At 41.8% G+C, this 12,431-nt stretch carries 10 protein-coding genes and 1 pseudogene; 9 read left to right on the plus strand and 2 right to left on the minus strand.

Going from position 1 to position 12,431, the window contains the following annotated elements:
* Window positions 1-81 precede the first annotated feature (81 nt).
* A complete protein-coding gene (locus tag QUF78_RS12815) occupies window positions 82-381 on the minus strand; it encodes a spore coat protein (RefSeq protein ID WP_048682429.1) in 300 nt (99 codons plus the stop codon).
* Between the two features lie 389 nt (window positions 382-770).
* Between QUF78_RS12815 and QUF78_RS12825 the strand changes: the two genes are divergently transcribed.
* Genes QUF78_RS12825 through QUF78_RS12835 form a run of 3 tightly spaced genes read left to right on the plus strand, consistent with a single transcriptional unit; the run spans window position 771 to window position 2,513 of the window.
* A complete protein-coding gene (locus QUF78_RS12825) occupies window positions 771-986 on the plus strand; it encodes a hypothetical protein (RefSeq protein WP_056519692.1) in 216 nt (71 codons plus the stop codon).
* A gap of 12 nt (window positions 987-998) precedes the next feature.
* Window positions 999-1,361, plus strand: coding sequence for a spore coat protein (locus QUF78_RS12830; RefSeq protein WP_048682441.1), 363 nt, complete (start codon window positions 999-1,001; stop codon window positions 1,359-1,361).
* Between the two features lie 15 nt (window positions 1,362-1,376).
* Window positions 1,377-2,513, plus strand: a complete 1,137-nt coding sequence (locus tag QUF78_RS12835) for a zinc-dependent alcohol dehydrogenase (RefSeq protein WP_063575945.1) — start codon at window positions 1,377-1,379, stop codon at window positions 2,511-2,513.
* A 780-nt stretch (window positions 2,514-3,293) separates the two neighbouring features.
* On the opposite strand, the gene QUF78_RS12840 is transcribed toward QUF78_RS12835, so the two are convergent.
* On the minus strand, window positions 3,294-3,959 hold the full coding sequence (locus QUF78_RS12840; protein WP_057215460.1) for a GntR family transcriptional regulator: 666 nt from the start codon (window positions 3,957-3,959) through the stop codon (window positions 3,294-3,296).
* Between the two features lie 597 nt (window positions 3,960-4,556).
* On the opposite strand from QUF78_RS12840, the gene QUF78_RS12845 reads away from it, so the two are divergent.
* From QUF78_RS12845 to QUF78_RS12870, 6 genes and pseudogenes are all read left to right on the plus strand, one after another.
* Window positions 4,557-5,999 (plus strand): aldehyde dehydrogenase family protein, encoded by a 1,443-nt coding sequence (locus QUF78_RS12845; protein ID WP_289324948.1) that lies wholly within the window; start codon window positions 4,557-4,559, stop codon window positions 5,997-5,999.
* Window positions 6,000-6,017: 18 nt separating this feature from the next.
* On the plus strand, window positions 6,018-7,223 hold the full coding sequence (locus QUF78_RS12850; RefSeq protein WP_289324949.1) for a hydroxyacid-oxoacid transhydrogenase: 1,206 nt from the start codon (window positions 6,018-6,020) through the stop codon (window positions 7,221-7,223).
* Between the two features lie 115 nt (window positions 7,224-7,338).
* Complete coding sequence (locus QUF78_RS12855; protein WP_289324950.1) at window positions 7,339-8,583, plus strand: iron-containing alcohol dehydrogenase; 1,245 nt, start codon at window positions 7,339-7,341, stop codon at window positions 8,581-8,583.
* Window positions 8,584-8,714: 131 nt separating this feature from the next.
* Window positions 8,715-10,010, plus strand: coding sequence for an MFS transporter (locus QUF78_RS12860; RefSeq protein WP_289324951.1), 1,296 nt, complete (start codon window positions 8,715-8,717; stop codon window positions 10,008-10,010).
* A gap of 58 nt (window positions 10,011-10,068) precedes the next feature.
* Window positions 10,069-11,532, plus strand: a complete 1,464-nt coding sequence (locus QUF78_RS12865) for an NAD-dependent succinate-semialdehyde dehydrogenase (RefSeq protein ID WP_289324952.1) — start codon at window positions 10,069-10,071, stop codon at window positions 11,530-11,532.
* 144 nt (window positions 11,533-11,676) lie between these two features.
* A pseudogene (locus QUF78_RS12870) lies at window positions 11,677-12,387 on the plus strand (GntP family permease); the annotation flags it as partial.
* Window positions 12,388-12,431 lie beyond the last annotated feature (44 nt).

The raw sequence follows: 12,431 nt of genomic DNA on the forward strand, positions 1-12,431 counted from the left end.
CAAGTTCGAGAAATTCATTGCTTTTTTCGACTTGCCAGAACCTCTGTGTAATCTGTCTGTTTTCACATCCATGAGGTGACTTTATTGTTGAGGAAGGTTTAGGGCTGTATTTGCTGTATTTAAATCAACTTGTAATTGTTCACTTAAATCATGTGGATGATAGTAACCTTTTGAAATCATATAGTTACTTATCTCTCCGTGTCTTTCTACAGCGACACGAAGCTGTTCTCTTAAGGCTGCTTTCAATTCAGGTGTTTTTGTTTCTGTAATGGCAAAAGCAAGATTTCTAATTCCAGATTTTGCGGATATTAAGAAGTCCGTTGCAATCACCTGATCAGTCATGCCACCCATCCCCGCCATATTTTGCAAAAAATTTGTCATTACTGTTCCCCTCGATTCGTCAGAATTTCCTGGAGTGTTTGAATATCTTGTGTCCCAGTGCTCATGTCTTTTAATAGAATATTTTGTAGTTCTGTATCCTGCACTAAACTGCTCATTGTAGAGGACTTTGTTAGACAAAGACTCTTGAAAGTTAAAATTTCGTGCGCCTCTAAAGTCTCATGCAGTCCTAAATTTTTCGTCATGATTTTTCACTCCATTTCTTTGAGAATTCACTTACATATCTTTCGTAATACAAAAGTTTTTATACATCATCATTTGCAAAGGTAACGTGTATTTTGCGAAATAAACTACCTATCGGTCAATATTCCGTATAACAAACAGATGAACTGGGAAAGGTATTTTTGTATATAGATTAGGGAGGTGCACGTATGGAAAATGAAAGCTTGGCATTTCATGAAACCATGGAAACGCATGAAATTTTAAATTTTAAAACAATCGGTTTAATGAGATCAAAATTAATGCAAGGAATTTGCTTTGACAATGACTTAAAAGCATTAATGGAAAAAGACGTACAACAATCTATAGCTGCTATAAACGAGCTAAAGGGATTTTATACAGAAGCCCGAACAAACTATGAAAAATGAGGTGAAATTTAAATGGAAATGGATTTTTTAGATCCTCAAGGCGCTGAACATATGCCGGAAATGGCTGATTCCTCTTTCGCGCTAGATTTTCTACTCTCTATCAAAAGTGGGATTCATACTTATGGTATTGCATTATCTGAAACAGCGAATCCCGCATTGAGAAAAGCATTGTACCAGCAAATGGAGCAATCTATTGACTTACATGGTGAGTTATCCGATTTAATGATCAGGAAGGGCTGGCTTTATCCGAACGATGTAGGTAAACAGGTGGAATTAGATTTGAAATCAGCCGATATGGCGGTTAGTATCGCTGGAATGAATCTTTTCCCGAATGATACTGACAGACTCGGCATGTTCGCAACGCCGAATAAATAAAGGAGGAAAAGCATCATGAAAGCCGTAACTTACCAGGGCAATAAAAATGTACAGGTTAAAGAAGTTAAAGACCCTAACATCAAAAATTCGGATGATATTATTGTAAAAGTCACTACTTCAGCGATTTGCGGCTCCGATTTGCACTTAATTCATCAATTAATTCCCAATATGCCTACAGATTATGTGATTGGTCATGAGCCGATGGGGGTTGTTGAGGAAGTTGGACCAGGGGTAACTAAGGTAAAGAAGGGAGACCGGGTCATTATTCCCTTTAACGTTAGCTGCGGGAGCTGCTGGTATTGCGACCACGACCTTACAAGTCAGTGCGATAATTCAAATCCTCATGGGGAAATGGGTGGTTTTTTTGGATACTCTGAAACAACTGGTGGGTATGCGGGCGGGCAAGCTGAATATATGCGTGTTCCTTATGGAAACTTTACCCCTTTCAAAATCCCAGAAGACTGCGAGGTAGAAGATGAAAAATTGGTGTTGCTCGCTGATGCAGCATCCACAGCATTCTGGAGTGTAGATCACGCAGGTGTCAAATCTGGCGATACGGTTATCGTTTTAGGCTGTGGTCCTGTAGGTCTACTTACTCAAAAATTCGCTTGGTTTAAAGGGGCGAAAAGAGTGATTGCTGTCGACCATCTCGATTATCGTTTAGAGCATGCAAAAAGGACAAATAAAGTCGAAACCGTAAATTTTGCACAATATGAAAACACTGGCGAATACCTTAAAGAAATCACTAAAGGTGGTGCAGATATCGTTATTGACTGTTCCGGAATGAGTGGCAAAATGACTCCGATGGAATATCTTGCATCGGGTCTTAAATTACATGGGGGAGCCATGGGAGGGATTGTAATTGCGTCCCAAGCCGTGCGTAAGGCGGGAACCATACAAATAACAGGCGTTTATGGCGGCCGTTATAATGGATTCCCCCTAGGAGATATTTTCCAAAGAAACGTGGATATTAAAACCGGTCAGGCTCCTGTAATTCCTTATATGCCCTACCTTTATAAACTAATATCAGAAGGAAAAGTAGATCCTGGCGATGTTGTAACCCATGTACTTCCAATTGACCAAGCAAAGCATGGGTATGAAGTATTTGATACAAGGACAGATGGATGTATTAAAGTGGTCCTTAAGCCATAAAGATGGTTGTTTTCATTTGGAAAAATAGATTTTACAACTATGGATATGGACTATGAGTAAGAAGGGAAGGTATCAAACCCTTTTTTAACTTTTTGGAGTAATTTTTACTTCTGGATGAAATACGCATAGAAGAAGATTTTAGAAAAGTGAACACCCCTGTCTTGAGAGCTACATTTACCTTATTCAAATTAAGCACCAGTAAAGACGATTTTGCCCATGTTAAGGGAAAATCGTTTTTTTGGTGCTCTAAGCTATCTTTTTTTCAAAGAGGTTTTTTTCATTAAGTAAAACCCACGACCTACAAAAACTATAAGGGGCAATTAGTTATAGGGTTTTTGTTATTTATTACTTTTTTTCGTTTTTTCGTTTGGATTTATCACATATACTCTTTCTTTTCTTCGGAGATCAAAATCAGAAAAGGTTATAGCAGTAAGTGGATTCATTCAGCGAATTATTCGGCATATACTCTTTCATAGTAAAATCCCTATCAATTGTGATAGGGATTTTAGTTTGTTACTTTGATTTAGCAAATGTTTTTTTTTTTGCAAATTCAATCCATCCATCATCTTTCAAAACAAGAGAAGTCTTAAGTTTCATTCCTTTGATCACACTTGTTTTCTTCTTGGTGCATAAATCTTTCACATGTTATTCTGTTTTTTTTTTTCAAGCATTTGAGATGGGAATGTATAGTTTACACCCACTTGAATATTCCGGAAATTTGATCAAAGCGATTACGATGACTGATATCCGAAGAAGATTATCCTCAATAGCTTCCAAGTATTATCTTTTTGTCCTCTCCAATAAACGATCTATGGAATCCTGTATGTGGCTGGAGATCGCAATCTCGGCCCTGTATACATCCCTTGTCCGGATGGCCTCAATGATTTCCATATGTTCCGATGGTGCGTCTTTTTGGTCGATCTCACCTTTGACGTGATAAAACCGGCCTATATGAAGATGACAGTGCATGCCTTTATATGCTTCAAATAAAAACGGATTTCCTCCAGCGTTCATGATGGCATGATGAAATTGTTGATCTAAATGAGTAAAATCTAGTATTTTTTTGTTGGAAGCACCTGTGTTTGTGGAAAACATTTCATCTGTAAGCGCGGCCATTTCTTCCGTCACGCTTACATTATTTAAGCGGATAATATTCCGGACCGCATGCGTCTCCAGTAATATCCGGGCCTCTAACATTTTCGCCATATTTTCAGTATCTAATATGTCACTGACCCGATACCCCTTATTTGGTTCTAAGATGACTAAGTTCTCAGAGTTCAGACGAGATAATGCTTCTCTGAGAGGTATGGCGCTAATGTTGATTTCCCGGGTTAAGTGGCTGATATTGATTTTTTGTCCCGGCGATAAATCCCATTCAAAAATCTTTTCTTTTAATAAATTGTAGACATATTCCGTTGTCTCTCCGCGTTCTTTTTCCTTTATCATCGAAATGCCCCTAACTTAAAAAAATTTCTATGAGAACGAGTGTTATTTCATATAGATGTAACAACTTAAATTATTATTATTACTGAAGTAGCTTTCTGCTTGTTGCCCCTATCAATAAGATAAGGCGAAACCATATTGATATCAAGAATAGAGAGTTTATAAGGGGACTCTATAGTTTGCTGGATAGCTACAAAAATATCCTCATTACTGATAATTATATATGATATTTGATAGATTTCGGAGGGATTATATATAAAATTATTAAATAATTATGAAATATTTAATCTATATTTATTATTTTTTTGTTAAAAACGCTGTTGTATCAACATTTACAAAAAATACACAGAATATTTTTAATTTTAAATATTTACACAATTGTATATTATGTGATATATTTTCGGAAACGATTACATATGATTTTTGGAATATATGATAAACAGTTTGTTAAAGAGCATTGATAGGCAGACAAAATCATGAGATTTAAATGAAAGCGCTTTATCTTGTGCGTTTTCCTGATTGAATTTATTCCATCTATTAGCAGAAATAACTGTGAAGTGAAAAAATGTGATCGTTATTTTTCAAAGGGAGGAATCTTCAATGAGCATATCGCTTAGTAGAAAAAATGCATTTTATGGCCATTTCATAAATGGGCAATGGATATCCGATCAACAAACAATCGCTGTTATGAACAAATATAACAAAGAAGAAATTGCCCAGATTGGCAGGGCATCCCGCGAAATTGTTTCTGAAGCGGTGACCAATGCCTTGGAAACCTTTAATACGAGAAAGCTAGATTCCGATCAACGCTACGAGATTCTAATGCGTGCAGCGGAAATCGCGAAAGAAAGAAAAGAAGAGCTGGCGATGATTCTGGTTCAGGAAGTTGGTAAAGTATTGAAGGACGCCAGAGGGGAAATCGATAGAGGAATTCAAACGATGATTGCATCAGCGGAAGAAGCAAAACGGATTGCCGGTACGGGTGTTCCTTTGGGGCAGTCTGGTAACGACAATAAGATGGCTTTCACCATCCGGGTTCCTGTTGGAGTTATCGGTGCGATCACCCCGTTTAACTTCCCGTTCAATCTCACCATCCACAAGGTGGCTCCTGCGTTGGCAGCGGGAAATACAATCGTGTTGAAGCCGGCTGAAATGACGCCGCTCATTGCATGCAAGATAGCAGAAATCTTTTCCGAAGCTGGATTGCCCGCAGGTTTCCTCAATGTGGTTAACGGGTTTGGGCAGGAAACAGGTCAATACCTTTTGGAGGATGAACGAATTGCGTTGTTCACTTTTACAGGGAGTCCCGGCGTAGGCAGGCACATTAAGAGCAGTACGGGAATTCGTAAGGTTACCTTGGAATTAGGGAATAACTCCCCTAATATCATCCACAAGGATGTCCCTGATTTAGACAGAGCAGTTGAACTCTGTGTCACGCGGGGGTATGTGAATGCAGGGCAAGCCTGCATCTCTGTGCAGCGCATCTACGTTCATAGAGATATCTGCGATGTGTTTGTGGAGAAGGCAGTCAAGGTGGCACAGGGCTTGAAGGTTGGAAATCCTGCAGATCCTTCCACGGACATTGGTCCCATGATCTCCGAAAAGGAAGCAAGGCGTGCGGAAGAATGGATTCAGGAAGCTGAGCGTCTAGGGGCCAAAGTGGTATATGGAGGGAAAAGGCGGGAATCGATTCTAGAACCTACTATATTAATAGATGTGAAACCGGAAATGAAGGTAGTCTGCCAGGAAGTGTTCGCACCGGTGATCAGCATCATTCCTTTCGATAGCATCGAGGAGGCTTTCTGTCAGGCCAATGATACGAAGTTCGGCTTACAAGTTGGTTTATTTACATCCGATATCACTTTAGCGATGCGGGCAACACAGGAACTTCATTTTGGCGGTGTGATCATCAATGATGTTTCTACATACCGTGCCGACATCATGCCGTATGGCGGCGTGAAGGACAGCGGAATTGGCAAAGAAGGACCGCATTATGCCGTGCAAGAGATGACAGACGAAAAACTTGTCGTCATCAATCTATAGACTTTGGAGGTAAGGGATATGAGAAACACATGGGATTTTTATTCTACCGAAAGAATCGTTTTTGGAAACGGGGCGATCGGGCAATTGGATTCAATCCTGCAAAGGTTAAAGGCGAAAAACATTTTGCTCGTTACTGACCCAGGGATCAAAAACGCTGGTATCGTGGACAGAATTTCATCGTTGTTGGAGCAAGCAAATTACGAAACAGTTATCTATGACCAGGTCGTACCGGAGCCTCCGGTAGATTCGGCGATGGATTGTTATAAGTTTGCTAAATCTCAAATGGATATTGATGCAGTAATTGGCCTTGGCGGAGGAAGCAGCATTGATATGGCCAAGATCGTCGCCCTGTTGGTCGCCCATGGTGGACATCCCCTGGACTATTATGGCGGGGAAAACCAGGTTCCCGGACCAATCGCCCCTCTTGTAGCGATTCCGACGACGGCTGGAACCGGTTCAGAAGTGACATCAGTAGCGGTATTGACCGATGTGGAAAATAACCTGAAAGTTGGTATCTCGGATAACTACCTAAGACCAACCGTTGCCCTGCTTGATCCAGAATTAACGTTAGGGCTTCCCGCTTATGTAACAGCTTGTTCCGGAATTGATGCTTTATCACATGCGATAGAGGCATACACAGCCAAACCTTCTGCATATATCCAGGCAGAAGGAAACATTTTATTCCAAGGTTCAATCCCCATAAGCGATGCACTCGCCTACAGAGCTATTGAATTGATTGCAAAAAACCTGCCGCTTGCTGTGCAGCAAGGAAGCAATCTCGAGGCCCGTTCCAATATGCTAATGGGCAGCCTGCTTGCTGGAATGTCCTTTTCAAATGCAGGTACAGCAGCAGCCCATGCATTGGCTTACCCAATCGGAGGGCTTGTGAAGTCACCGCATGGAGAGGTGACCGGGCTCTTGCTTCCATATGTCATGGAATATAATGCAGCTGTAGAAACAGAAAAAATGGTGAGGATTTCCCAGGCATTCAATGTGAACTCGGATGGCCTCTCCGATAAGGAAGCCGCTTTGGCTGCTTCAAAAGCTGTGCTTACCCTGCTGGGGGAAATTGGACTGCCTACAAAGCTGACGAAGATTGGGATCAAAGAAGAGGATATTCCCGAAATTGCTGAGAAGACCCTCCAGATCGATCGCCTGATTCGGAATAACCCAAGAGTGCCAACCCAGCGTAGTTTAGAAGAATTACTTAGAAAAGCTTTATAGATTGCTTGAAGGAATGGTGTCCCTGGAAGTTTAAGCATCATAACCATTCATGATGGATCTGCAGACCGGGGCGGAAAGGGTTTCACTATCTAATAGAATATAAATGGAGAGGAAGATGAAAATGTCTCTTATGCCTTTTACATATAGTATGCCGACACGGGTGGAATGCGGTAACGGAATATCTGGAAAAACAGGGGAACTAATTAAGGATTTAGGTGTATCGAGTGTGCTGATCGTAACAGATAAAGGGGTTAGAGGAGCCGGTCTCTTACAAGGCATTGAAAAATCCCTTGCCTCGGCAAATCTTTATTTTGAGATTTACGATGAGGTGGAGCCTAATCCATCAGCTCAAACAATCCAACAGGGGACAGTGTATCTTAGGCAACAAAAGATGGAGGCGGTTCTGGCTGTAGGCGGAGGAAGCAGCATTGACACTGCCAAGGGCATCGCGGCAATGGCTACTAATCCCGGCCATATCCTGGATTATGAAGGGGTTGGAAAGATTTCCAATCCCCCGCTCCCGATCATAGCAATCCCTACAACGGCTGGAACTGGCAGTGAAGCTACTAATTCGACAGTGGTAACGAATAAGGACACCTCTTTTAAATTAGGAGTACTTAGTTCACTTTTGTTTCCAAAGCTAGCTATATTGGATCCTGCTCTTACATTGAATTTGCCTCAAGAGATTACTGCAGCTACTGGTATGGATGCACTGACTCATGCAATTGAATCTTACACCTCCAAATCTGCCAACCCTGTCAGCAAGGCTTTCGCGATGCATGCCATTAAGATGATCGGTGAAAATTTAACACGATCGTACTTTGTGGGAACGGACATGGAAAGCAGGGAAAACATGCTTGTAGCCTCCCTGTTAGCTGGTGTAGCCTTTTCACAATCCCGACTGGGTAATGTACACGCCATTTCCCATACATTTGGAGGAGTCTTTAATATCCCGCATGGCATCGCAAATGCAGCACTATTGCCATTCGTCATGAGATTCAACCTGCCGGCATGTGAGGATCAGTATAGAGAAATTGCAATAGCTTTAGGAAGGGATGTAAGCGGTTTATCCAATGCGCAAGCAGCCGAGAAAGCAATCGAAACCATCATCGAAATGAATCGGAGCATGAATATTCCTCTTAATATTAAAGAGCTTGGAGTATCATTGGACGTTTTGCCGAAATTAGTGGAAGATTCCATGCGAAGCGGTAACGTGGTCGTTAATCCAAGGCTGACGAAGGCATCGGATATCCAACTGATTATAGAGAAGGCTTATGAGGGGGACTTTGAAGGTTTTAATAATGGTAATCGAAATGCAAGCAGTGCAAAAAATTCAGAAACAGCCATCGTGAATGTATAAAAACCATTCAATTTGAAAATCACCTGGAATTTCAGGGGGTTTCGAATCAGTTTCCCCTTTTTAACTTTTTTCGGACATGGATTTCCCGCAGTATTTTTCTACCTGAATATAATTATCTAATGAGGTGACGTATGAAAAAGACCAATGGAAGATGGCTTGTAGTGGTACTCCTTTTCGTCGCAACAACAATCAATTATATGGATAGGGCAATTCTTGGCATTGCAGGACCCTCGATGATGAAGGATCTTTCGCTTTCGGCAGTAGAATTCGGGATATTGGGGTCAGCGTTCTTTTGGTCGTATGCCTTAATGCAGATCCCGGTCGGCGTAATCGTTGATAAATTGGGGGCACGCTTAACGTATTCGATTGCCATCGTTTGGTGGTCGCTCTGTACGGTGTTTACTGGAATGGGACGTTCGCTTGGCGGACTGATCGGTATCCGCGTTTTAATGGGAATCGGAGAGGCTCCAGCGTTTCCAACTAATACGCGCGTTATTTCAGACTGGCTGCCGTCACACGAACGGGGCATTGCAAACGGGATATTTAATTCTGGTACAGCTATCGGGATTGGCATAACGACACCCATTTTAGCATGGATCATCCAGACTTGGGGATGGCAAGCATCCTTTGTGGTAATTGGATCCATCGGTTTTGTATGGCTGGCATTCTGGTTATTCTTTTTCAAAAACCATCCAGAGCAAAGTAAGATTGCAAACGAGGCCGAAGTAGCCTATATCAAAGGGGAGCAAAGTCAAACCGAAAAAGCGACGACACTAAACATCTCGCCATTTAAATTCTTCAAATTCAGAAGTGTTTACCCTATGTTATATGGCTTGTTTGCCCATAACTATCTTACTTATTTAATGATGACCTGGCTTCCCACTTATCTTGTAGTCGAAAGGCAAATGACTCTTTTAAAAGCCGGATTTTTCACGATGCTGCCTTGGATCATGTCCTTTCTGGGAAATATTCTAGGAGGTGTGTTGTCGGATTTCTTAATTAAAAAAGGCTGGAATTCCATCAAAGCAAGAAAAACTATTTTAACCATAGGCATGCTTTTTCCATTAGCCATAATCCCGACTATCTATACAGACAGCGCCATAATGGCACTTACGTACATCTCAATAGCAATCGGCGGTGAAGGATTGGCTGCGGGCATTCTCTGGGCCACTGTTTCGGATGTTGCTCCAAAGGGTGCGGAAGGAAAGCTTGCCGGGCTGCAAAACTTCGTGGGGAACCTCGCTGGCTGGATTGCTCCAGTCGCAACAGGGATCTTAGTAGCGAAGTTCAATAATTTCAATATAGCCCTGATCATACCTGTAGTCATTTGCCTAATTGCCGCTGTGGGGTATACCTTCGTTCTTAAAAATGAAAGGATTTCCATTAACACGGACATTGACGGGGGAACTAAAGTTTCAGGGCTCTAATCTTTTTGTGTATATAATGAAGTGCTTTGCAAATCCAACAAAAAAAGGAGACTTATTCATGCTTAAAACTAGTGGATTAATCAATTTATCTGAACTGAAAATGTATGTAAACGGTAAATGGACTGCAGCACATAACGGAGAAACTTTACCAGTAACAAATCCATCAACAGGGAAAGTGGTGGCAAAGATTCCAAATGGAGGCCGCCAAGAAACGCATGCCGCAATTGCAGCTGCTGAGGAAGCGTTTAAAACCTGGTCAAAACTGACGGCACAAGAACGCAGTAAATATCTTAAGAAATTGCATGACCTTATGCATGAATATAAAGATGAATTAGCAGAAATCATGAGTATGGAAATGGGCAAGCCCTTAACGGAAGCCCGGGGTGAAGTGGATTTTGCTGCAAGCTACCTGGAATGGTTTGCTGAAGAGGGCCGCCGGATTTATGGGGAAATGATCCCTGCTTCTGCCGCAAATAAAAGGCTATCGGTGATCCGCCAGCCGATTGGAGTGGTTGCTTCCATTACCCCTTGGAATTTCCCGTTGGCCATGATGACGCGGAAAGTAGGACCTGCCATGGCCGCTGGATGTACAGTCATTGTCAAGCCTGCAAAACAATCTCCTATTAGTGCGTTAGCGTTTGGTAAATTGGTAGAAATGGCGGGAGTGCCTGCTGGAGTGGTCAGTATCGTAACAGGGAGTGCCGGACCTATCTCGGATGAAATTTTTGAAAACCCGGTAGTAAGGAAAATATCTTTTACCGGATCTACTGAAGTAGGAAAATTGCTGGTTACTAAGTCAGCCCCGCAGCTCAAGAGACTTTCCCTTGAGCTTGGAGGACACGCGCCCTTCATCGTTTTTGAGGATGCTGATTTGGAAGCCGCAGCAGCTGGTGCTGTTGCAAGCAAATTCAGGAACACCGGACAAACGTGCGTATGCGCAAATCGAATTTACGTCCACCGTTCTGTCATCAATAAATTCTCTACACTTTTTGTTGAAAAGGTACAAGCTCTAAAAGTCGGAAATAGCATTGATCCAACCGTTGAAGTCGGGCCTCTTGTCAGCAGTGATGGCCTGGAAAAGGTAGAGGAGCATGTACAAGATGCCCTGGAAAAAGGTGCCAGCCTTCTTTGTGGCGGACAAAGAATTGAAGGGGAATTGGCTGATGGATTATTCTATGAACCGACCGTTCTAGGTGGAGTGAACAAGGATATGCTCATCACATACCAGGAAACATTTGGACCGGTCGCGCCAATCATTCCGTTTGATACAGAAGAAGAGGTGATCGAGCTTGCCAACAATACAGAGTACGGGCTGGCCGCTTATTTTTACACACAGAATATAAGCAGGGGAGTCAGGGTATCCGAAGCTCTGGAGTTTGGCATCATCGGCTACAACGACGCCATTCCCACCGTTGCACAAGCCCCATTTGGCGGCATGAAAGAAAGCGGCATGGGGAGGGAAGGTGGCCATCAAGGCCTTGAAGAATATTTAGAAGAAAAATATATATCGATGGGTTTTTAAAATAGGGCAAGAAAAGGCTTAAGGTGAAGTAGAATCCTTAAGCCTTTCCTGTTTACTATAATTATCCTGTTCGTAAAAGTACAATTAACGGCAGTTGCTGCAGAAACAGTAATTCCATTACCGGTTCCTTTAGCTGTTAATACAAGTCCAGTTCGACAAATATTTGCATTTATACCGCTAGTTTTAGTGGGTGTGGCGAATAAATTTTTTACTATTTCTATTCCGAAATCGTATCCAGAGGGATTTGACTTTTCAAAGATAGGACTAGATTTGTTTGGGAATGTAGATCTTGCGACAGTAACAGGTATTTGGTCTGTCGAACTAGCTCTAGTATTAGGTATTATTGCAACAGTTGCTTACGATTTGGGACGTGTTACAACGGGGTTTCAACAGGGCATTAATGCCAGTATTGGTGGAGCGTTACTAGCAGCTATGAATACTGCTTCTGAATTTGGTGGGGTCATTGCTTCATTACCAGGATTCGCAACTGTACGTGATGGTATTTCACACACTTTTACGAATCCACTTGTAAATGGGGCCGTTACAACAAACGAGTTATCTGGTATTACTGGTTCTTCGTCTGGTGGAATGGGAATTGCGCTTAGTGCGATGGGAGATAAGTATATACAAGCTATTAATCAATATAATATTCCTCCCGATGTAATGCACCGTGTCATAGCGATGGCATCAAGCGGGATGGATTCGTTACCTCATAACGGCGCTGTTATTACCTTACTTGCGGTTACAGGCTTAACACACAAACAATCATATGGAGATATCTTTGTGATTACAATTTTTAAGACACTAGCAGCATTTGTAATTATTTTAATCTACAGCTCAACTGGATTAGTCTAATAATAAAAAGGAATTAGAAGACCATGATAAATTGTACTTAAAGT

Origin of the sequence: Peribacillus sp. ACCC06369, assembly GCF_030348945.1 — a bacterium.
GTDB lineage: Bacteria > Bacillota > Bacilli > Bacillales > DSM-1321 > Peribacillus.

Coding starts and splice junctions, on each gene's coding strand:
- QUF78_RS12845 (WP_289324948.1), top strand. CDS start 4,557: ATGAGCATATCGCTTAGTAGAAAAAATGCATTTTATGGCCATTTCATA.
- QUF78_RS12850 (WP_289324949.1), top strand. CDS start 6,018: ATGAGAAACACATGGGATTTTTATTCTACCGAAAGAATCGTTTTTGGA.
- QUF78_RS12840 (WP_057215460.1), bottom strand. CDS start 3,959: ATGATAAAGGAAAAAGAACGCGGAGAGACAACGGAATATGTCTACAAT.
- QUF78_RS12835 (WP_063575945.1), top strand. CDS start 1,377: ATGAAAGCCGTAACTTACCAGGGCAATAAAAATGTACAGGTTAAAGAA.
- QUF78_RS12860 (WP_289324951.1), top strand. CDS start 8,715: ATGAAAAAGACCAATGGAAGATGGCTTGTAGTGGTACTCCTTTTCGTC.
- QUF78_RS12830 (WP_048682441.1), top strand. CDS start 999: ATGGAAATGGATTTTTTAGATCCTCAAGGCGCTGAACATATGCCGGAA.
- QUF78_RS12815 (WP_048682429.1), bottom strand. CDS start 381: ATGACAAATTTTTTGCAAAATATGGCGGGGATGGGTGGCATGACTGAT.
- QUF78_RS12855 (WP_289324950.1), top strand. CDS start 7,339: ATGAAAATGTCTCTTATGCCTTTTACATATAGTATGCCGACACGGGTG.
- QUF78_RS12865 (WP_289324952.1), top strand. CDS start 10,069: ATGCTTAAAACTAGTGGATTAATCAATTTATCTGAACTGAAAATGTAT.
- QUF78_RS12825 (WP_056519692.1), top strand. CDS start 771: ATGGAAAATGAAAGCTTGGCATTTCATGAAACCATGGAAACGCATGAA.